Consider the following 21,591-nt stretch of genomic DNA (forward strand, 5'->3'; position numbering starts at 1 on the left):
GCATCTAATCGAATTTCTCCGCGATATCTAGATTGGGGCCAGGACGCGTTGAACCGGCGTGCCCTCTTGAAGAGAGCGCCGGCTGGTCTCGTGTGCGCTCGCCGCTATCACGAACGGAGCAAAGACATGAAGAAGCGAATTCTCGGAAGAGCGGATCTAGAAGTCTCAGCCCTCGGCTTTGGCTGCATGGGCCTGGATTTCGGCTATGCCAGCAAGGTCAGCAGGCAGGAGGGCGTTACGCTGATCCGCCAGGCGGTCGATCGCGGCGTGACCTTCTTCGATACCGCGGAGGTCTACGGCCCCTTCACCAACGAGGAGATGGTCGGCGAGGCCCTGAAGCCCGTACGCGACCGCGTGGTCATCGCCACCAAGTTCGGCTTCAACATCGTTGACGGCAAGCAGTCGGGCTTGAGCAGTCGGCCGGAGCACATCCGCTCGGTCTGCGACGCATCGCTGAAACGCCTCGGCGTCGATGTCATCGACCTCTTCTATCAGCATCGCGTCGATCCAAACGTGCCGATCGAGGACGTCGCAGGCGCTGTGAAGGATCTCATCGCTGCCGGCAAGGTTCGGCACTTCGGCCTGTCCGAGCCCGGGGCTCAAACCGTGCGGCGGGCGCATGCAGTCCAGCCGGTCACCACGCTCCAGAACGAGTATTCGCTCTGGACCCGCGGCCCGGAGACAAACGGCATCCTTGAAGCCTGCGAAGAGCTCGGCATTGGCCTTGTGCCCTATAGCCCGCTCGGAAAGGGCTTTCTTACCGGTGCGATGAGCAAGGATACCAGGCTCGGCGAGGGCGACTTCCGCAAGATCCTGCCGCGCTTCACGCCCGAGGCAATGGAAAAGAACCAGGCGCTCGTCGATCTCCTGAAGAGGATCGCGGACGACAGGGGCGCCACGCCTGCGCAAATCGCGCTCGCCTGGTTACTGGCACAAAAGCCATGGATCGTCCCGATCCCCGGCACGACCAAGCTTCATCGCCTGGAAGAGAACCTCGCCTCGGTCAATGTCGCGCTGACGGATGCCGATCTCGCCGAAATCGAAACAGCGGCCGCGGCAATCCCGATCGAGGGAGAGCGCTACCCAGAACAGTTGCTGAAGACGACCGGCCTCTAAGGCCACGTCAGACATCCAGGCACAACCAGTGGGGCGGGAGCATGATTGCGCTCGCCCCCGCATCTCTTCCAGGAATTAAACCAAATGTTTGTCCTCTTCCGCAAGGATGCGACCGAAGCTTGCAGAAGCTCCACCCCAGAATTGAAGCTGCGGACACGGGACATTGTACAATCTGATATCGGTCGTTCTGAAGAAGCGCCTCGATCTTTCATTCAAGACATCGCCAGACTTCCGCGCAAGGATCGTGGAAGCTCCCGGGCTATGGATGAACGAGCGCGAGGTCGCCAGGCTAAGGCAGGACCTGCGAAAAGTCGCGCAACGGTCGGTTCCCGATGGGGAGCTCGGCTACGGCATCTTCTCCGAGCGTGAAGATGCGCTCACCCGAACGATCGTCACGCTCGTCTACCGGGTTTCCGACGGTGAGCCGGTTGCCTTCAACGCGCTGCCTGTCCTCCAGGTCTCTCTTTCCGGCAAACCGGTCGAAGTCCTCCACCTGGGGCTCGTGATGATCGACCCGGCGGTTCGCAGCCAGGGGCTTTCCTGGATCCTCTACGGCCTCACCTGTTTCCTTCTCTTTTTGCGCAACCAGCTTCGCCCGCTCTGGATTTCGAATGTCACCCAGGTGCCGGCCGTTGCCGGCATGGTGGCCGAGACCTTCAGCGGCGTCTTTCCCGCGCCCACCCGTGGCGCACGCAGATCGCTGCGCCAGCAACTGATCGCCACAGCCATCATGGAATCACATCGCCATGTCTTCGGGGTCGGCGCTGACGCCGGCTTCGATGCCGATCGTTTCGTCATCACTAATGCCTATACCGGCGGTTCCGACAACCTGAAGAAGACGTTCGAGGCGGCCCCGAAGCACCGCAAGGCGGAGTATAACGACTTCTGCGCCGCCGAACTCGACTACGATCGCGGTGACGACTTCCTGCAAATCGGACAGTTGGATCTCAATGCGGCTCAGCGCTACCTCATGGAAAGCGTGCCGCGCAACGCGCTTGGCCGCCTTGCCGTTGCAAGTATTGTCATCCTCGTGCAAAGGCTCGTGCTGCCCGCGTTGCATTGGGCCGACAGCCGCCGGCAGTGGGGCGTGCTGAGGCCCAGCCGATGAGCAGCCAATTTTCCTACGAGACCTTCACCACACGCAACATCGGCTTCGTCACCGAAGCGGAACAACGGCGCCTGAGCCAGGCGACCGTTTTCGTCTGTGGAACCGGCGGCATGGGTGGCGCCTGTATCCAGTCGCTCGCGCGCGCCGGGATTGGTCGCCTGGTTCTTGCCGATATCGATGATTTCGAGCTTTCGAACCTCAACCGGCAGGTCTTCTGCTTCGCCGACACGATCGGCATGCCGAAGGCGCAGGCAACCCGCGAGCTTTGCCTCAAGATCAATCCCGGCCTGGACGTGACCGTCTACGGGCCCGAATGGACCAACCATGCCGATGCGATCATTGCCGCAGCCGATGTCGTCATCAACGGAACGGACGATCTCGGCGCCAGCCTGCTGCTCTATCGCACGTCGCGAGATCACGGCCAGACGGTGATCGACGCCTACGCCTCGCCGCTGCCCTCCGTCTATGTGACACGCCCGCAGGATTTGATGCCCGAGGAGCGGCTCGGCTATCCGACTGTCGGCACCGCCTGGAACGCGTTGACGCCGGACCAGCGGGCCGAGGCGTTCCTGCGCGAGGCGGAATATGTGATGGTGCATTCGTCGTCCCGTCACCATGTCGACCTGTCGCTCGCCGGTGAAGTGATCGCCGGCACCCGCAGCCGCATGTCTTTCGCGCCGATGGTGATCTCCACGGGCACATTGATGGCCTATGAGGCGATCCATGCAATCCTCGGCCGCCCACAGTCCGCCGATTGCCGCGGCTGGTTCTTCAACCCGCATGCCGGACGCGTCGAGCGACCCCGCAATGCGCTCGTTGCGGCACTGCTGCGACCGCTGGTAAGGCGCTACCTGACCCGACTTGCAGCTCCGGCGACGCCATGAACACCTCGCTTATTGCCGATAGTTTCGTTTCGCTGGCGGCACTGGGTGGTCTGCTCGTGCTCATCGGGGTGATCCGCAGTTTCGACGCCAAGAGCCCGTTGAACCGTCGGTTCCTCTTCGGTCTGCAGGTGCTGGCGGCCTTGATGGCGAGCCGGGTGCTCGCCTGGTGGACGGACCTTTTCATCTTCAAGGCCGCGACGATCATAACCGCGGGGCTCGTCCCGCTCTCGACCGTTCTGCTTGCCGAGGGCCTGTTGCGGCGACACGCGCCGAGAACCACGAAGTGGATCGCGGCCGGCGGCGCGGCCACCTTCTTCGTCCTCGCATTCCTGCCGGTATCGCTCGCCGAACCCTGGCGGGTCGCACTGCTGTTCCTCTACCAACTGGTCACCTTCGCCCTTGCCGGTCACATGACAGTGACGCGCGATCGGACGAGCCTGTCGAAGGCGGAAAACCAGGCCGTCGACCGCATTGCTCTCTCGCTGCTTTTGATCCTTCCGCTGCTCGTGACGGACTTTCGCTCCGTCTACATCGACCAGCCAGTGCGGCTCGGCGGGGTCGCCATCCTGTTCCTGTGCTGGCTGCTGATCAGCCTTGGCCAGCGCGCCGTCGGGCACCGTGACACGGTGGTCTCCTTCGTCATCCTGCTTTCCGTTGCGCTCCTTGCAGCCCTCGTCATCGGCGTCGAAAACAGCCTCGAACCAGCCGCGCTGGTGCGAGCGGCAAGCGTCATCCTCAGTGCCGCCCTGCTCGGCGTGATCTGGAAGGACAGCATCAGCCTGCGCATGGAGCAACGGCGGCAAAGCCTGATCCGGCATCTGGCGGAGGACAGCATCGACGACACGCTGGGCTTTCTCGAGGAGCTGCAGAACCATCCATTGGTCGACGGCGCACTTCTGCTTGGCGAGGACGAACTCTCCGACCTCGACTTGCCCGCAGTCAAGGCGCTGTTTGCGACCCGCCCACTGCTGCGCACTGCCGAGACGGGAGGCCTTCCTCAAGAGGATGCGGAGCAGATGTCCTGGCTGCTTGAAAAATACGAGGCAACCCACGTCATGCTTGTGTCCAACCGGCCGTTCCGACTGATTGCGCTCAACATGCCTTCCGTCTCCGCCACGCCGGGTGCAGAAACCGAATTGAAGGTCGTCCAGCGCATGGCCATGCTGATCTCCGAAAGAGACCCGCTTCATGATTGATATCCGTACCGGCGATATCGACGCCTTCTTCTCAGCGCCCTTTCAGATCTACGGTGCGCGGAAACCCTATGTCTCGCCGATGCTGAGCGACCTCAAGCGCTTCCTTTCCGCCGAGACGAATCCACTCTTCGACACGGCTGCCGACTATGCCTGCTTCACGGCCCATGAGGGTGGTGCCGTGCGCGGGCGCATAACGGCGCATGTGCATCGCGCATCGAACGCGCAGTTCGCACTTGATCGCGGCTATTTCGGTTACTTCGACTGTGCCGACGATGAACGGGTCGCAGCCGCCCTCCTGGAGCGAGCAGAGGATTGGGCGCGCGCGAAGGGCTTTCGGGAGATCCTTGGAAACTTCAACCTGACGGCCATGCAGCAGGTGGGCGTCATGACCGGTGGTTTCGAGAACGCGCCCTATACCGACCAGATCTGGGGACCGCCTTATCTGCCTCGCTTGTTGGAAAACCGGGGCTATGCGCCCTGTTTCCCGATGACCACTTTCGAAATCGACATTCGCACCGTGGAGATCGACGGATTGCTTGACAGCGCGCAGATGCGCGCTCTTTTCGACGACGGTTTCCGCTTTTCGCCAATCCGGCGATCGACGCTCGAACAAAGGCTGGAAGACTCCCGATTGATCCTCAACGAGAGCTTCGCAGACAATCCGATGTTCGTGCCCGTCAGCCGTGCGGAGTTCGAGTTTCAGTCCAAGGAGATGAAGTGGATCATGGATCCACGCATTTCGGCGGTCGCGGAAAAGGACGGCACGCCTGCCGGCGCGGTGATCGCCATTCCTGATGTCAATCCGATGCTGAAGGCGATGGGCTCACGGCTGGGGCTGACTGCGCCCTGGCACCTGCTCAAGCATCGCCTGAAGCGCCGCCGCGCCGTGATCATATTCCAGGGTGTGAAGCCGGAACACCAGGGACGCGGGCTCAACCCGCTGCTGCTTGCCCATGTGCTGGGCGAGATGCGCCGTGCCGGCTATGACACCGCCGGTGGCACCTGGATTGCAGACGTCAACGCGGCGAGCCTGAGACAGGCGGAGAAGGCGGGCGCAAGGCCGCTTCATCGCCTGCATCTCTTCGGAAAGACGCTATGAAACGCGTTGATGCCGCCATGCTCGCCGTTCTCGCGGCGGAGGCCAACCTCGCCCCTTCCGTCCACAACACCCAGCCCGCGCGCTGGGCGCTCGACGAGGAGGGACGCGTCCTGCTTGCCGCCGACCTCTCCCGGCATCTGAGCGTCGGCGATCCGACCAGCCGCGATATGGGGCTTTCCTGTGGGGCGGCACTTGAGGGCATGGCGATGGCGCTCGCAGCCCGCGGGATCGGTGTGACGATCGATGATCTCTGGACGCACAATCTACTCGATTGGAGACCCGGCTATCGGTTGGCCGCACGGCTACAGCTTACCGGCGAGGACGCGGTGCCGCCGGCGCTTTCTGAGTGGACCGCCAGGCGCTTCACATGGCGGGCGCGTTTCTCGCCAACCTCCCCTGAGCAGATTAAGAGGCTCGAGCACTGGGCCGCTCAGGCGGTCGATGTGAGGCTTGCCTACGGCCGCGAGGACCTTGCCTTCGTTGCGTCGCTCAACGACCGGTCAAGCCTCGCAATCATGCGAGAACGCGCATTCCGCGATGAACTCGTAAGATGGATGCGACTGTCACCCCGGCATCCGGCCTATTCCACTGACGGCCTCAACCTCGCGGCCTTGCAGACGGGACGACTGGAAGGTGTACTGGCGGGACATCTTCTGGCCTCACCGCTTTTCGACATTGCCGACCGCCTGGGGCTTGGCCAAGCTCTCGTCGCGGAGTTGGAAAAGACGATGACGGCAGCCGCCTGTCTCCTGTTTCACCGGCCGGAGAATGAGAGCCCGATCGTCTCCGGACAAGCCTTCTACCGTTTCTGGCTGAGCTTCACCCGCTTTGGTTTTGCCGGTTGGCCGATGGCGGTGCTTGCCGACCTGCCATCCGCGGCGCAGGCGTTGCGAGAGCGCTTCGCGCTGCCACCCGGACACCGGCTGATCAACGTGCTGCGCGTTGGGCCGGCACCGTCGACGGTTCCGAAGTATCGCCTTCCGGCAGGCGATCTCGTGCTGGACGGGAAGCCGGCCTGAAGGGCCGGCTTCCTTTTCGACATCCTCAGGCGGCGTTCTCGGCCTTTGCCGTCTCGGCGAGAAGCCTCTGGGCGCTGACGAAGTCCACCTTGCCGGTACCGAGCACCGGTACGGCACCTACCCTCACCTCGGAGGGAACCATCATGTCCATGGCACCCTTGTCTTTGGCGAAGCGGAGGAAGGCGGCGCGTGTCGCACCCGGAGCGTCGGTGAGCATGACCAGGCGCTCACCTTTCTTGGGATCAGGCAGCGACACGACGACCGTCAACTGGCCGGGCCACATCTCGCCCGCCAGCGCCTCCACGGCGCCGAGCGAAACCATCTCGCCGCCGACCTTGGCGAACCGTTTGGCCCGCCCGCGGATGTCGATGAAGCCATCTTCATCAACCGTGACGATGTCGCCGGTGTCATGCCAGCCGTCGGGTGTCGGTTCGATCACGCCGGGCGCTTCCACGCGAAGATATCCGGCCATGACGTTGGCGCCGCGGATGAAGAGCCGTCCGCCCTCTGTGACACCCGGCACGGCATCGAGCCTGTACTCCATGCCCGGCATGATCTTGCCGACGCTGCCGGCCTTGTTGAACATCGGTGTGTTCAGCGCGATCACCGGCGCGGCCTCGGTCACACCATAGCCTTCGAGGATGCGGACGCCGAACTTTTCCATGTAGAGCGCACGGGTGGCTGCCCGGACCGGCTCGGCGCCGGCGAAGCAGTATCGGATCGAGCGGAAGTCATAGGGGTGCGCCGTTCGTGCATAGCCGTTCAGGAAGGTGTCGGTCCCAAAGATGATCGTCGCGTTGGACGCATAGATCAACTCCGGGATGATCCGGTAGTGCAGCGGTGACGGATAGAAATAGACCGGCACGCCGGAGATGAGCGGCAGGACCGTTCCGGCCGTGAGACCGAAGGAATGGAACACCGGCAGGATGTTGAACACCTTGTCGCCCGAGTGGAAATCGATGCGCGAAGCAGCCTGGGCCGCGTTGGAGAGGATGTTGCGGTGTGTCAGCACCACGCCCTTCGGCGTTCCCTCGGATCCCGAAGTGTAGAGAATGACCGCCGGTTCGTCGGCCGTGCGCCGGACGAGCGGCCGCCCCTTTCGCAAAAGACCACGCAGCTTGTCGGCAAGACCGATCGTCTGGCGCAGATCATCGAGCCAGACGATCTCCACCGTCTTCGCCAATTCCTCGACGACGGGCCCGAGTTTCGCCTGGGCGACGAAGGCACGCGACGTCAGCACATGACGGACCTCGGCTGCCTTGCAGGCCGAGATGATGTTGGCTGCACCGGCGGTGAAGTTGAGCATGGCCGGTACCTTACCGGCGGACATCACGCCGAGGATGGTGGCAACCGCACCGTTGGCGTTGGGCAGGAGAACGCCAAGCGCCTTTTCGTTCGGGAAGAGCGACTGGAACTTCGCGCCGAGCACGGCCGCACCGGTCAATAGCTTGCCATAGGTGAGCGAACCGGTGACCGGGTCCTGCACGGCGAGCCTGTTGAACCCGCGCTCCCTGGCCGTCTTGATTACCTTCTCGATCACGGTGGTGTCCGTGTCGGTGGTGCGGAACATCAGCATCGACATGACCTGGTAGAGCGCAGCACCCGCGGCCATGCGGCGCTTGCGGCCCTTCAGTTCTTCCGGAACGGACAGGCGAACCGGCTCCAGAATGGTGACCTTCACCTTCGGGAACAGGCGACGGCGAACGTGCATGGAACTGAGGCGTGAGAAGTAGCTCTTCTCCAGCCCATCGATACGCACCGGCACGACCATGGAGCCGGTCTTGTCGGCCACCATCGCGGCGCCGTCATAGACCTTCATCAGCGCACCGGTTACCGTGATGCGGCCCTCAGGGAAGATCACCAACGGCTCACCATTGTTGACGGTCTTGATGAGCGTGCGCGTTGCCATTGGCTTTGACGGATCCAGAGGCAGGAAGTTGCACATCTTCAGGAACGGCCTGACCCACCAGGCCTTGGCGATCGTGTAGTCGACCGCGAAAGTCGGTTCCTCCTCGGTGAGTGCCAGCGCCAGCGCACCATCGAGGAAGGACACATGGTTGAGCGCAATGATCGGTGCGCGACCGGCCTTCTTCAGATTGTCGAGGCCTTCGACTTCCAGCCGCAGGAAGGCGCGGAAGAGGATGGAGACGAAATCGCGGAATGCGTTGGTCGGCAGCGTGCGCAGCATAACCCAGGCCGCAACGGCATTGGCAAGGGCAAGGCCAGCAAAGAGCACCGGTGTCGACATGCCAAATGCCTGCAGGATCGCGACAAGGCCGCCGCCAACGGTGATGAAGGCTGCAGACAGCACGTTCGACGCACCGATGACGCGCGAACGCTGGTCCTCTTGCGCCCAGGCCTGAAGCGCTGCGAGCGTCGGTACGGCGAGGAATGCCCCGGCAATCGCCATGCCGGCAAGATCGATGGCGATCCGTACCGTGTAGGGACCGGCGAAGAAGGCAGGGAGCGTCTCCGTCGGGGCGACCGCACCGGCATGCCCCACGCACCAGGCGAGATCGAGGCCGAAGAGCGCCATGATCAGCGTGCCGGCTGGTGCCGGCAGCAGCACGATACGGCCCGCAGACATCCAGGCCGCGATTGCGGAGCCGACACCGATGGCCACGGCAAAGACAGCGAGATAGGCGGTAATTGCGGTTTCGTCGCCGCCGAGATGGTTCTTCACCATCGGCGGCAGCAGCGACAGCACGATAGCGCCTGCCAGCCAGAACCAGGCGGCCATCAGCGCCGTGCGCCAAAGCCGCCTGTCGCCGCGCAGCGAAGCAACGAGCCGGCCGGTGGAGCGCAAGACGTTGCGATCGACGACAAGGTCCGGCGCCTTGGCGCCAAGACGCGGAATGTAGCGGCTCGAAAGCCAGCAGGCGAGCGCCAGGCCGAGCATCATGGGACCAAACAGCCAGGGATTGACGCCGTCGGCTGCGGCAATCCCTGCGATGACAGTGCCGCTGAGAATGGCGATGAACGTCGCACCCTCGATCCAGGCGTTGGCGCGCGGTAGTTCCTTGCGCTCCAGGTGGTCGGGAAGGATACCGTATTTGACCGGCCCGAAGAGCGCGGAGATGGCGCCGAACAGGAAGAGCGCAACCAGCAGCACCGCGATGGAGGAGAATGCGATCCCGACAACCGCAACGCCTGCGGCAGCAAGCTCCCAGCGCTTCAGTCGCTCGGCAACGATCGCCTTGTCGAACTTGTCGGCGAGTTCACCGCCGAGTGCGGAAAAGACTAGGAACGGCGCCATGAAGACGGCGCCGGCCAGCGTGACCAGCGATCCCGCATCATCGGCCGCCACGGTTGCGAGGATGAGGAAGACGAGCGTATTCTTAAGAAAATTGTCGTTGAACGCGGATAGAAACTGCGTCCAGAAGAGCGGCGCAAAGCGCCGGGATGTCATGAGATTGGTTTTCACGGAACGTCTCCCTTTTTTGAGCGTTCTAGATGAAAATAGTTACGCACTCGTCCACAGGTTGTTCGCCATGGCGACAAGGCTGATGAGCGGTTAGACTTCGTCGGCCTTAATGCCGAGCAGCAATTTCTCGGTCTTGGCATCATCGATCCTGCGGATGAGCTTTTCTGCCTCCAGATTGTCGCGCAGCGTCTTGGTGACGTTCACGGTTGTCTGCAACAGCATCAGGATGCCCATGGCCAGGTACCCTTTACCCCAGAGGTCGATCGGCATCATGTAAAGGCCAATCACCACCATGAAAGCGGCCACCCCGAAGCTAACATAAGAGAAGGAGGTCCAGGCCGGGGAGTGTTTCATCAGGCTGTCGTTCATCGTCGTTGTCCTTTGAGAAACAGAGGTTCTAAAGCGTAAGGTTCATCTTGGCGCGCAAGCGCTCGAGCACGTCGTCGGCGCTTGTCACGAGAGGGCGTCCGCAACCGGCCGCAGCCAGTTTCTGCGCAAGTGCTGCCGGATCCGGCCGCTCTTCCAGCTCGATCAGCGCCTCGGCGGTCAATTCGGCCTCGCGCTGAAGCGTTTCGAGCCGCGTGAGCGTTGCCTCGGCGTCGCTGAGTGTCGCGAGATCATTGCCGGGCACCTCTTTGGAAAGGCGCTGCGTCCGGTCACGTGCGGCGGCCAGGCGTTCGCCGCGGCGCAGCGCCTCCAGGCGCGTTTCGCTCTGCCGCACCGCTTGCCTCAGCCGATCTATTCCGTCTGCAAATTCCGCCTGAACCTGGCGCGCATTCTGCAGTTCGGTTTCCAGCCGCGCGATCGAGGCTGCGGCTTCCGCGGCCAGATCCTCTCGCCCCTTTTCAAGGGCTGCAATGGCGCGGATTTCGAGCTCCTCGATGTGAGCGGAAAGCCTCTCGGCGTTTTCCTTTTCCAGGCGATTTTGCGCTATGGCCAAAGCGACGGCCCGTCGCGCGCTTTCGACACCGCGGGCAGCGTCGCGTATCTGCTGAGCAAGAATGGGCAGCGCATGCCGATCGGCGAAGGCCTCCTCCGCCATATGAGCGCGACCGCGCAAGAGCGTTACGATTTGTTTGAACATCTCCTCACCTCCATGTATGAACAATGTTCAATAATGTTCTCTCACAAAAATGAACGTTGTTCAATATTGAAAATGAACATCGTTCAACAAAATGAGGTGGCCAGTGGCCGGAAAGCGTGAAGCGAAGAAGGAAGATCTGAGATCGAGGCTTATTGCCGCCGGCACGGAGCTGATCCGGGAGCAAGGATTAAAGAACCTGCGCGCCCGCGATATAGCCGAGCGTGCAGGTGCAGCACTCGGCGGGCTCTACACCGTCTTCGATGATCTCGACGGACTGATCCTGCATATCAACTCGGGTACATTGAAGCGCCTGGAAGCCGCCCTCAACGCTGCGGTCCAACCGGCGGCAGATGTTCAGGAGGCCTTCCTGAGCCTGTCGCTCGCCTATCTCCGTTTTGCGCTCGCAGAGCGAAATCTATGGTCGGCGCTATTTGAACACAGAATGCCCGAGGGTGCCCCGGTCCCCGAGTGGCATCTTGCCGAACACGGCTTTCTGATCGGTCTCATCGCAGCACCGCTTGCGCAGCAGTTTCCGGAGGCTGCTCAGGAGGACGTGGCAGTTCGTGCCCGCACGTTCTTCGCGGCCGTTCATGGGGTAATCTCTCTCAGCCTGGAAGGACGGTTCATCGGAATAACGCCCGAAGTGCTCGAGCGCGAGATTACAGCACTCGCCGGACTTCTTGCCAGGCGACCGAACTGACGCGCTCATTGCCGGATTGCGGGTTTCAGCGCGAGAGATCGCGAACTGGGGCTTAGGTGGTCGTCAAAGGACAACAGGAAAGCGGAAGAGGCTAACCAGGCGATATTGAAGTGGCCCGGCAGATCGGTGAAGGTCCATTTCGTAGCGGGTAGCCCGCACCTGGTGCGGGCTACCCATTTGTCGCTGTCCAACTGGTTGCGTCCGAGCCCGGCTATTGCTGTGCCGGAGCGGTGTCTTGGAGTTTTGCCTGAACCTTCTTGGCGACTGCCGGATCGCTCTGTGCAGCTGTAAGGATTGCCGAATACTCTTCGATCGAAATGGCCGGTGAGGCTTGGACGGCCTCGACCATTTTCTTGCTGGCTTCGGTCTCCAGGTCCTTCTTCGCCGTTGCATCCGACGTTGCTTCTATCTTGGCGGAATATTCCTGCCTGACCTTGTCGACCTGAAGATAGGCAACCGCGAAGGCCTCGATTTTCTGGTCGCTGATCGCAGCGTCGGGACCCTTGCTGCCAGTTTGGCCCTGCGTCGGCTGGGTCGTTTCGGCCTGAGCGATCTCAAGGGCGGATGCGGGACTGACGACCATGAAGCTAAAGACTGCCGCCGCGAGCGACGCGACGGGTTTGTAACCGGTGATCATATTCATTCCTCTCTGATGCGCATGACGTGATCAGGAGCGATACTGACTTTCAATCGCCCCTAAGGTCGGCCGGATACCGAATGCGCCGCGACGATGGAACGCTGGAATGGGCTCGATGCGGCCGTATCGGGGCCATTTGCTGACCATTCCACGGCAGCTTTACGGCTCACCCGACGGGTCCGGTCCTATCAAGAACGGCACTCTCTCCCGGTCCTGGGCCGACTACTTTTTCCCTACCCATCACGCCGACGCACGATCCAGAGTGACGTCGAGGAGTACGTTCGCGCCGGCGGTGACATCGCCGGGTGACGCGTATTCGCGCGGATTGTGACTAATCCCGTCGCGGCAGGGCACGAAGATCATCGTGGTCGGGACCCGGCGCGCCAGATTGAACGCGTCGTGGCCGGCGCCGGAAACGATGTCGCGATGGGAGAGTTGGCGCTCTCTTGCGCTTGCTCTGACGGCCGCGATCAAGTCGCGATCGAAAACGATCACCGGTGAGTGCCAGGTCAGACGCCCCTGAACATCGATCGCGCCATGGCGCTGGCGAAGTGTCTCCAGCCCGTCCATCAGCCGTTGGTGCATCCTGTCGAGCACGGCTTCGTCGGGATGCCGCAGATCGACCGTCATGTCTGCATGCCCGGGAACGACGTTGATCGTACCGGGGGACAGATCGATCCGGCCGATCGTGCAGCGCGCATTCTCGTCGACCCCGCCGATCGCCTGCACGAGCTCGATCACATGCATGAGCACCGGTACCGGGTCTTTGCGCAGCGCCATCGGCACCGGGCCGGCATGGGTTTCCTCGCCGCGAACCGATATCTCGTACCAGCGGATACCCTGGCCGCCGGTGACGACGCCGATGGTCTTTGCCTCCGCTTCCAGGATCGGGCCCTGCTCGATATGAAGCTCGATGTAACAATCCGCCTCAGGTAGGCCGGGTACAACCTCGCAATCGTAGCCATGCCGGGCGATCTCGTCGGCCACCGCGATCCCGGCGCCATCACGCGCCGACAGGGCCTTTTCCAGGTCCAGCACGCCGCAGGCAACGCCCGAACCCATCATCGCCGGCTGGAAGCGGCAGCCTTCCTCATTGGTCCAGACACAGAGATCGATCGGCCTGACGGTTTCCGCCGCCGCATCGTCCAGCGCCTCCAAAACTTCAAGCCCGGCAAGCACCCCAAGCACGCCGTCGAAGCGTCCGCCGGTCGGCTGGGTGTCGAGATGACTGCCGATCAGGACCGGTAACGCTTCGGGATTGAGACCGGGACGGCGAATGAAGAGATTGCCGATCCGGTCTTTGCGGATGCCGTATCCACGCGCCCCACACCAGCCAAGAAACAGGGCGCGGCCGGCTTCATCCGCATCCAAGAGCGCCTGCCGGCACGAGCCCCCTTCCGCCGTTGCGCCGACTTCGGCCATCGCCATCAATCGAGCCCACAAACGATCCCCGTCGATCCTGCTTCTCATCTTGTCCTCCGCACGCATGTATTCGTCGCTCACCAAGGTCCGTGGCTATTGGAGGGAGCGCCAGTCACCCATGAGGGGGACTGTGCCCAGTTCTCCCCCGCTCGCTACAACGCATGCCAAGGTCAACCGTGGAGGCAGGTCATGGACACGACACCGGACAGACGATGGCACCGCATTGCGGACGCACTGCGCCCCGAGACGCGACTTTTGATCGACGGGCAGTTTCGCGCCGCCGCAGGCGATGAAACGCTGGCGTCGATCAACCCCGCAACCGGCGCTCTCGTCGCCAATGTCGCCTGCGGCAACGCCGCCGACATCGAGGCAGCCTGCGATATCGCGGCCAAGCGGTTTCGACAGGGTGTCTGGTCGCGCATGCCGCTCCGGCGTCGGACAGACATCCTCATCCGGCTTTCCGAACTGATCGCCGAGAACCGTGACATCCTGGCGGTGCTCGACACGATGGAGATGGGCAAGCCGATCGCCGAAATGTGTGCGATCGACGTGCCCGGCGCGGTGCTGACCATGCGCTACATGGCCGAGAGCATCGACAAGATCGCAGGCTCCGCACCGGTCACCAATCCGGACGCGCTGCACTACATCCTGCGCCAACCGCTCGGCGTCGTCGGCTGCATCACGCCGTGGAACTATCCGCTGATGATGGCCGTCTGGAAGATCGCCCCGGCGCTTGCCGCCGGCAACTGCGTGGTCTTGAAGCCGGCCGAAGACACATCCTTGAGCGCGCTCCTGCTCGGTCGCCTGTTTCTGGAGGCGGGTGGCCCAGGCGGCGTTCTCAACGTCGTGCCGGGACGCGGCGCAGTCGCCGGCCAGGCACTGGCGCGCTCCATGCAGGTGGAAAAGATCGCCTTCACCGGTTCGACGGCGATCGGCCGGCAGATGTATCGTTACGCCGCGGATACGAACCTCAAGGCGGTTTCGGCCGAGCTCGGCGGCAAGTCGCCGCAAATCGTGCTTGCCGATGTCGAGGACCTGTCGACTGTTGCCGCGAAGGTCGCCGACGGCCTGTTCGGCAATCAGGGAGAAGTCTGCTCGGCCGGCTCCCGCATCCTGGTGGAGCGCGGCATTCACGACGAATTCTGTGAGCTCCTCGCAGCACATGCTTCCCGGAAGTATCGGCCAGGCGATCCTCTCGACCCGACGACAACGATGGGGCCGCTCGTCAACAAGGCCCATCAGGGCCGCGTGCTCGACTACATCGACGGCGCGCGCAAGGAAGGCGCGATGCCGGTCATTGGTGGTGACCCCAGCGATTGCTGCCCGGACGCTACATGTTTCGTCGCGCCGACCCTCTTTGCCGGCGTCGACAGCCGCATGACGATAGCGCGGGAAGAAATCTTCGGGCCGGTCGGCGCGATCATTGCCCACAACGGAGCAGAGGACGCCGTCAGGATCGCCAACGACAGCCCCTATGGCCTGGCTGCCGGCGTCTGGACGTCCAGCCTCGGCAAGGCCCATCGCATCGCCCGCGACCTCGAATGCGGCATGGTCTGGATCAACGGTTACATGAACGGCGACATGAGCCAGCCCTGGGGCGGTTGGAAACTCTCCGGCCACGGCCGCGACAAATGTCTGCAGGCGCTCCTCGACAACACCCAGTCCAAATCCGTCTGGGTGACGCTCGACTGAGCGCCGGCGACAGCCGACGGCACACGACACGTGGCTGTCGGCACCAAACGCCCTCAGCATCGATTACCGGAGAGTTCATCTGCATTGATGTGAGGGGCGTGATATTTAGAACATTCGACAGGAAAGGTACGAACCCCATGGCCCCAAACACCAGGAGAACGCTGCAGTCGCTGACCGGCCTGCTTCTCGCAGCTTCGGCACTTTGCAGCGGCGCTGTCGGCGCCGCCGCCGAGACGCTCGTCATCACCGACGCCAAGGTCCGCACCATGAACCCCGCCGCCCCATTGGCCGAGGCAGTGGCAATCGACGACGACGGGGTGATCCTTGCCGTCGGCGACGAGGCGCGTGTGCTTGAGAAAGCCGGAGCGGACGCCCACGTCGTCAAGCTCGGCGGCCGGATGCTCCTGCCCGGCTTCCAGGATGCCCACGTGCATTTGATCGAGGCCGGGGTCAACGCCAGCCTCTGCGAGTTTGAAGCCTTCGCCTCTCTTGAGGAGACCAAGGACACCGTTCGCGATTGCATCAAGCAGAGCGACAACGAATGGGTTGTCGGCTCGGGCGTCAGCATGACCAACCTGCTCGACGAAACCGACGACCCCGTCGGCGTGCTGGACGAGATTTCGATGGACAGGCCGATCCTGATCCTTGACGACATCGGCCACGGCGCCTGGGCAAACAGCGTTGCGCTTGAGGCTGCCGGTTACGACAAGATCAACGGCAACCCGCCGGGCGGTATCATCCTGCGTGACCAGAAGACTGGCGCTCCGAACGGGATCGTGCTTGAAAACGCCCAGCAGAAGCTGCGCAACCTCGCCTTTCCGGATACGCCTGAGAACGTCAAGTTTGCCTATGAAAGCATGCTCCCGACGCTGAAGACGATGGCCGAGAACGGCATCACCACCGTCAGCGACGCCGGCGGTTTCTGGCCTCAGGGGCACCTGAAGGCCTGGGAGATGGCAGAGAAGAACGACACGCTGACGCTGAGAGCCGCCAACGCGCTCTACGTCTATCCCGACCTGCCGTTCGACGCGCAGGTGGAAAAGCTAGCCAGCTACTACAGCAACGATCCGAACCGACTTTTGAAATTCAATCAGGTGAAGATCTATGTGGACGGCATACTCGAGCAGCGCACCGGCGCCCTGCTTGCACCCTATAACAAGGGACCGGGTATCGATCACGGCTTCGACAGTGGCTTCCTCTATTTCGACGAAGAGACGCTCGACCGCTACTCCAAGGTGCTTTCTGAAAAGGGCTTCAAGCTGCACTATCACGTGACCGGCGACCGCGGTGCGCGCCTGGCGCTCGACGCCATCGCGCAGTCCGACCCGGAGCCAGGCCCGCATCGGCTCACGCATATCTACCTGCTGGACAAAGCCGATTACGGCCGCTTCAAGGATGAGGGCGTCGTTGCCGATTTCCAGCTCGCGCCGAGCTCGCTCAGCCAGGAATATGACGCCTTCATCCGTAAGTTCATCGGCGATCGAGCCGACCATATGATGCCGGCCGGAAGCATCGAGAAGACGGGCGCCACGGTTGTCATGAGCAGCGATTTCGATGCCGACGAGCTTTCGCCGCTCGTAAAGATCCAGACCGCCCTTCAGCGCAAGAAGGACGGCGCACCGGATGTCGAAACGGCGGTCAAATGGATGACGATCAACCCGGCGAAGCTGCTCAACCAGGACGACAAGACAGGCACGATCGAGCCCGGAAAGTTTGCGGACCTCGTCGTTATCGACAAGAATATCTTCGAGATCCCAGTCAAGGAAATCGGCAAGGCCGCCGTCGAAGCGACGCTTTTGCAGGGTGAGCCTGTCTATGACGCGGAAGGCCTCTTCTCCGGCAACTGATCGCGAAAAACGCCGTGCGTTCAAGTGAGCGCACGGCGCTATGACCATAATTGCTGGGCCCCGCCTTGCGCGAGTCCTGCGTGAACGCGGCGTCCTTACCCGCCGGCACCTCCGAGCAGGAGCGAGAACAGTTCGCCCTGCGAGGAGATCTTGAGCTTGGAATAGATGCGCTTGCGGTGAACCTTCACCGTCTCCGGGCTGTTGCCCAGAATACGCGCAATGCTCTTGGTCGAATGCCCCTTCAGCATGAGCCGGATGATCTCTCCCTCGCGCGTGCTCACCTTCAACTGCGACAGTGTGGCAAAGACCATATCGGCCGCGGGCTCGCTTGCAGCCGATCCTGACACCGGTTGCGGCCAGTGCTTGCGGCAAAGCTCCGAGACGACCGGCAACAGGCCGTCAAGATGGGCGCGGGCCTGCGGCCCGGGACGGCAGTCCTCCGTCCGCTGGCCGAGCGAAAGCGCGATCGCGGTGCCTTCGGTGCTTGCGACCAGCATGACGATTTCGTCGTAGAGCCCGGTTTCGGCATAGAACATGCGGTAGTATTCGCTCTCGCGAAAATCGTCCGGGGCACAGTCGTCGAGGCTCACCACCCGGTCGCCGGGATCGCTTCGATAGACGCCGTAGAACGGATCCAGCAGATAGGCGAAGCTGAGATAGGGGCCGACGGTGCGGCGGGTCGCCTCGGGATCGAGATCGCTATAGAGCTGCAGCGGCGGCTGGTCGGCGGAAAAGACCGAAACGAACAGGCTGTCGAACCCATAGACGTCGAGGCAGAGTTGCCTGAGCGCATCGGGAAAGGCCGGGCTGCCGATTGCAGCCACGGCCTCGCCTATCAGTGTCATCTGTTCGAACGGAAATCCCGCCATTCCCCGCCTTGTCGTCAAGTTCCCTTCGACGATCAAAGCGGTTCCTGCTGAGTAATGCAATGGATGCCGCCGCCACCGATGGCAATGGCATCAATGCGAACCTCGCGCACGCGCCTGTCCGGAAACAACGAACGGAACATCTGCCTTACGACCGTATCGGATTCGATCCCGTAACACGGCATGATCACCCCGCCGTTGACGAGGTAGGAATTGACGTAGGAGCGGCAGAATTTCGGGTGATCCGACGGCGCATCGACGGCTTCCGGAATGGTAACGATGCGGATCGGCCGCCCCTTGGCGTCTGTCTGGCCCTGCATCGCTTCCAGGTTCAGGCGGATGTAGTGGTTCCACTCTTCCTCCTCCTCGCTACCCCCTTCACCAGGACTTTCCATCAAGACCACGCCCGGCGCGACGAAGACGGCAATGCCATCCACATGACCATCGGTCTCGTCCTCGATCGGATTGCCAGGCAGCCAGATCACCTTTTCACCGCCGAGCATGTCGAGAAGCTCACGCTCGATGTCGTCGCGGCTCCAGCCGGGATTGCGATTGCGGTTCGGGAAGCAGGTTTCGGTGGTGATGATCGTCCCCTCGCCGTCGACGCTGACACCGCCACCTTCGGCGATCAGGTTCGACACGAAACCGGCAACGCCAGCCTTCTCCAGCACGACCCCGGAAAAGGCGGCATCGCCCTTGAACGGATGATACTTGCCGCCCCAGGCGTTGAAAGTGAAGCGCGCTCCGGCGCGCCGGCCGTCCTTAGCCGTCAGGAAGCAGGGACCGGCATCGCGCGCCCAGCTGTCATCGATGTCTGCCTCGACGAGATCGATCGACGGGTCGAGGATGGCGCGCGCCTCGGCCATATCCTCCGGCCGCGCAGCCATCGTCACCGGCTCGAATTCGCGGATCGCGTGGGCGACCGCCGCATAGTCGCGGCGGGTCGCGACGATATCGTCCCAGACCTCATGGCGGCACGGCCACATCATCCAAGTGCGGCGATGCGGCTCCCATTCGGCCGGCATGCGAAACCCGGCTTCGCGAGGTGTCTGGTTCTTCATGATTTCATACCCTTCCTAACCGGTCCCGATGCCTGCGACAGCGGCAGCGCCAGGATTCGGCTTTTACATCGTTGATTGTTTGCGAAAATAAAGTCAGCCGATCGTCGTCTGGCCATCGAGCGTGCGGATTGCGCCGTAGAGATCCGGCCGGCGGTCGCGGTAGATGCCCCAGCTGCGCCGGAAGGAGCGGACCGCATCAAGATCGAAGCGCGCCGTCAGATAGGTCTCGTCGGTGCGGCTCGCCTCGGCAACGATCGCCCCGGTCTGGTCGGCAATGAAGGACGTACCGTAAAACAGCGCCTCGTTGCCGCCGGCCGCCTCGCTTCCGACCCGGTTGGAGGCGATCACCGGGATCATGTTGGCGGCGGCATGGCCCTGCATCGTGCGACGCCAGTGGCCGGAACTGTCGATCTCGACGTTCTGTTCGCTGCCGATCGCCGTCGGGAAGAACAGAAGTTCCGCCCCTTGCAAGGCGAGCGCACGGGCGGTCTCGGGAAACCACTGGTCCCAGCAGATGCCGCAGCCGATCCGTGCGTATTTCGTATCGACAGCCCGAAAGCCGGTATCGCCGGGGCTGAAATAGAACTTCTCCTCATAGCCCGGCGCCTGCGGGATATGGGACTTGCGGTAGTTCCAGAGGATCTCGCCATCGGCATCGATGATCGCGAGCGAGTTGTACTGCGCCGGTCCCGCCTTCTCATAGTAGGAGATCGGCAGAACCACGCCGAGCTCCTTCGCAATTGTCCGGAAATGCCTGACCGCACGGTCCTCGCCGAGGCTAGCCGCCAGATCGAGGTGGTGGATCGTCTGCTCCAGGCAGAAATAGGGTGTCTGGAACAGCTCCTGCAAAAGGATGATCTGAGCACCATCCTCATGGGCAAGCCGCACCAGTTCCTCGGCCTTTTCGATATTCTCGTCGATGTTCCAGCTGCAGGCCATCTGCGTCGCTGCGACCGTGACTTCGCTCATGTCGAATGCTCCTCAAGCGGCGCCGCGGCGAGATGCCATGAAAGCGGCGATCGATTCTGAAAGCGCGGAAACGATCGCGTCGCATTCGGCTTCGGTGACGATCAAAGGTGGCGACACGATGAGCCGATTGCCGACCGGACGAACGATGACGCCGCGGGAAACGCAGCCCTGGAAGATCGTTTCGCTCGCTTTTTCGTGGGCAGGCAGCGGCGCCTTCGTCGCCTTGTCGGCCACAAGATCGATGCCGAGCATCAGCCCGGCGCCGCGCACGTCCCCAACGATGTCGTGGGCAAGCAGCGCCTTTGCCTGACGCTGCAGGTAGGCGCCGGTCTTTGCCGCGTGCGGCAGCAGGCGCTCCCGCTCCATGATGTCAATATTGGCGAGCGCTGCGGCACAGGCGACCGGGTGGCCGAAGTAGGTGAGCCCCATCGAAAAGACGCCGCCTTCGCACTGCGGACGGCTGATGACGTCGTAGATTTCGTCGGAAATCAGCGTCGCGCCGAGCGGGATGTAACCTGAGGTGATGCCCTTGGCCGAAACCAGGATGTCCGGCTGCGTCTGATAGATGGCGTCGGACGCGAACCATTCCCCGAGACGGCCGAAGCCGGTCACCACCTCGTCGGCGATGTAGAGGATATCGTTGCGGCGGCAGACCGCCTGCATGCGGCCGTGGTAGCCCTTCGGCGCCACCAGAACGCCCCCCGCCCCCATGATCGGCTCGGCGATGAAGGCTGCGACGTTCTGCGGTCCGAGCTGCTCGATCCGCATCTCGAATTCCCGCACCAGGAGGTCGCAATAGGCCTCCTCGGACATGCCTTCCGGGCGGGCGTAGCAGTCGGCAGCTGAGATGTGGTGGATGAAATCCTCACCGACCTGAGCAAAGCCGTATTTGGTGCCGTGAATGCCGGTCAGCGCGGCCGCCACGTAGGTTGCACCATGATAGCCGTTGTTGCGCGAGATGATCTTGCGCTTGCCGGGCTTGCCGCGCATTGCGAAGTAGTAATGCACGATGCGGATCGCCGCGTCGTTCGCCGTCGAGCCGCCGCAGGTGTAGTAGACATGGTTGAGGCTGCCGGGCGAAAGCTCCGCGAGCCGCGCGCCAAGCTCGGCTGCGGGCACGTTGCCCGATGCCCCGAAGGGATTGTAGTAGTCCATGTCGAGCACCTGGGCGGCAATTGCATCGGCCATCTCGCGCCGGCCGTGGCCGATGTTGACGCACCAAAGGCCGGCAATCCCGTCGAGCAGCCGTCGCCCGGTGTTGTCAACGACATAGGCGCCCTCGGCCTTCTCGATGATCTGGCTGCCTGTCGCAGCAAAGGTCGAAAAATCGGTATAGGGATGCAGGACGTGATCCCGGTCCTTCTCGAAGGCCGAGCGGTTGTTCGGCCGATCGGAGCCGACGGCTGCAACGGATTGAACGATGGTCATTTTCTTCTCCAGAATGGCATGAGGCGTGGTCTGCGGGAT

General features: G+C 62.6%; 18 protein-coding genes. 9 read left to right on the forward strand and 9 right to left on the reverse strand.

Going from position 1 to position 21,591, the window contains the following annotated elements:
* Nucleotides 1-126 precede the first annotated feature (126 nt).
* From IB277_RS27035 to IB277_RS27060, 6 genes are all read left to right on the forward strand, one after another.
* Nucleotides 127-1,116, forward strand: a complete 990-nt coding sequence (locus IB277_RS27035) for an aldo/keto reductase (RefSeq protein ID WP_112985034.1) — start codon at nucleotides 127-129, stop codon at nucleotides 1,114-1,116.
* Nucleotides 1,117-1,279: 163 nt separating this feature from the next.
* Nucleotides 1,280-2,224, forward strand: a complete 945-nt coding sequence (locus tag IB277_RS27040; protein WP_192372055.1) for a hypothetical protein — start codon at nucleotides 1,280-1,282, stop codon at nucleotides 2,222-2,224.
* On the forward strand, nucleotides 2,221-3,108 hold the full coding sequence (locus tag IB277_RS27045; RefSeq protein ID WP_192372056.1) for a ThiF family adenylyltransferase: 888 nt from the start codon (nucleotides 2,221-2,223) through the stop codon (nucleotides 3,106-3,108). The genes IB277_RS27040 and IB277_RS27045 overlap by 4 nt, the downstream gene beginning before the upstream one ends.
* Nucleotides 3,105-4,304, forward strand: coding sequence for a hypothetical protein (locus IB277_RS27050; protein ID WP_192372057.1), 1,200 nt, complete (start codon nucleotides 3,105-3,107; stop codon nucleotides 4,302-4,304). The genes IB277_RS27045 and IB277_RS27050 overlap by 4 nt, the downstream gene beginning before the upstream one ends.
* Nucleotides 4,297-5,403, forward strand: coding sequence for a GNAT family N-acetyltransferase (locus IB277_RS27055; protein WP_113294106.1), 1,107 nt, complete (start codon nucleotides 4,297-4,299; stop codon nucleotides 5,401-5,403). The genes IB277_RS27050 and IB277_RS27055 overlap by 8 nt, the downstream gene beginning before the upstream one ends.
* Entirely contained in the window at nucleotides 5,400-6,422 is a 1,023-nt protein-coding gene (locus IB277_RS27060; RefSeq protein WP_113294105.1) for a hypothetical protein, read from the forward strand. The genes IB277_RS27055 and IB277_RS27060 overlap by 4 nt, the downstream gene beginning before the upstream one ends.
* A 25-nt stretch (nucleotides 6,423-6,447) precedes the next feature.
* On the opposite strand, the gene IB277_RS27065 is transcribed toward IB277_RS27060, so the two are convergent.
* The 3 genes from IB277_RS27065 to IB277_RS27075 form a co-directional block, all read right to left on the reverse strand.
* Nucleotides 6,448-9,846, reverse strand: coding sequence for an acyl-[ACP]--phospholipid O-acyltransferase (locus IB277_RS27065; protein ID WP_192372058.1), 3,399 nt, complete (start codon nucleotides 9,844-9,846; stop codon nucleotides 6,448-6,450).
* 90 nt (nucleotides 9,847-9,936) lie between these two features.
* Nucleotides 9,937-10,215, reverse strand: coding sequence for a YiaA/YiaB family inner membrane protein (locus IB277_RS27070; protein WP_113294103.1), 279 nt, complete (start codon nucleotides 10,213-10,215; stop codon nucleotides 9,937-9,939).
* 28 nt (nucleotides 10,216-10,243) lie between these two features.
* The gene (locus tag IB277_RS27075) at nucleotides 10,244-10,930 is read right to left on the reverse strand and encodes a PspA/IM30 family protein (protein ID WP_192372059.1); all 687 of its coding nucleotides are present in this window, start codon (nucleotides 10,928-10,930) and stop codon (nucleotides 10,244-10,246) included.
* Nucleotides 10,931-11,033: 103 nt separating this feature from the next.
* Between IB277_RS27075 and IB277_RS27080 the strand changes: the two genes are divergently transcribed.
* Nucleotides 11,034-11,630, forward strand: coding sequence for a TetR/AcrR family transcriptional regulator (locus IB277_RS27080; RefSeq protein WP_034796298.1), 597 nt, complete (start codon nucleotides 11,034-11,036; stop codon nucleotides 11,628-11,630).
* A gap of 211 nt (nucleotides 11,631-11,841) precedes the next feature.
* Here IB277_RS27080 and IB277_RS27085 read toward each other — a convergent pair whose 3' ends face one another.
* Together IB277_RS27085 and IB277_RS27090 are read right to left on the reverse strand one after the other, a co-directional pair.
* Nucleotides 11,842-12,267, reverse strand: a complete 426-nt coding sequence (locus IB277_RS27085) for a DUF4168 domain-containing protein (RefSeq protein WP_113294125.1) — start codon at nucleotides 12,265-12,267, stop codon at nucleotides 11,842-11,844.
* A gap of 240 nt (nucleotides 12,268-12,507) precedes the next feature.
* Nucleotides 12,508-13,737 (reverse strand): Zn-dependent hydrolase, encoded by a 1,230-nt coding sequence (locus tag IB277_RS27090; RefSeq protein ID WP_113294101.1) that lies wholly within the window; start codon nucleotides 13,735-13,737, stop codon nucleotides 12,508-12,510.
* Nucleotides 13,738-13,878: 141 nt separating this feature from the next.
* On the opposite strand from IB277_RS27090, the gene IB277_RS27095 reads away from it, so the two are divergent.
* Both IB277_RS27095 and IB277_RS27100 read left to right on the forward strand, forming a co-directional pair.
* Nucleotides 13,879-15,381: an aldehyde dehydrogenase family protein gene (locus IB277_RS27095; protein WP_113294100.1), complete on the forward strand. Its 1,503-nt coding sequence runs from the start codon at nucleotides 13,879-13,881 to the stop codon at nucleotides 15,379-15,381.
* A gap of 137 nt (nucleotides 15,382-15,518) precedes the next feature.
* A complete protein-coding gene (locus tag IB277_RS27100) occupies nucleotides 15,519-17,228 on the forward strand; it encodes an amidohydrolase (RefSeq protein ID WP_192372060.1) in 1,710 nt (569 codons plus the stop codon).
* A gap of 95 nt (nucleotides 17,229-17,323) precedes the next feature.
* Here IB277_RS27100 and IB277_RS27105 read toward each other — a convergent pair whose 3' ends face one another.
* The 4 genes from IB277_RS27105 to IB277_RS27120 all read right to left on the reverse strand — a co-directional run bounded on the left by IB277_RS27105 (nucleotide 17,324) and on the right by IB277_RS27120 (nucleotide 21,552).
* On the reverse strand, nucleotides 17,324-18,073 hold the full coding sequence (locus tag IB277_RS27105; protein ID WP_162744784.1) for a helix-turn-helix transcriptional regulator: 750 nt from the start codon (nucleotides 18,071-18,073) through the stop codon (nucleotides 17,324-17,326).
* A 56-nt stretch (nucleotides 18,074-18,129) separates the two neighbouring features.
* Nucleotides 18,130-19,155: an agmatine/peptidylarginine deiminase gene (locus IB277_RS27110; protein ID WP_210339672.1), complete on the reverse strand. Its 1,026-nt coding sequence runs from the start codon at nucleotides 19,153-19,155 to the stop codon at nucleotides 18,130-18,132.
* 93 nt (nucleotides 19,156-19,248) lie between these two features.
* A complete protein-coding gene (aguB, locus tag IB277_RS27115; protein ID WP_060580756.1) occupies nucleotides 19,249-20,124 on the reverse strand; it encodes an N-carbamoylputrescine amidase in 876 nt (291 codons plus the stop codon).
* 12 nt (nucleotides 20,125-20,136) lie between these two features.
* The gene (locus IB277_RS27120; RefSeq protein ID WP_113294098.1) at nucleotides 20,137-21,552 is read right to left on the reverse strand and encodes an aminotransferase; all 1,416 of its coding nucleotides are present in this window, start codon (nucleotides 21,550-21,552) and stop codon (nucleotides 20,137-20,139) included.
* Nucleotides 21,553-21,591 lie beyond the last annotated feature (39 nt).

The organism is Ensifer sp. ENS07 (genome assembly GCF_014852185.1).
Taxonomy (GTDB): domain Bacteria; phylum Pseudomonadota; class Alphaproteobacteria; order Rhizobiales; family Rhizobiaceae; genus Ensifer; species Ensifer adhaerens.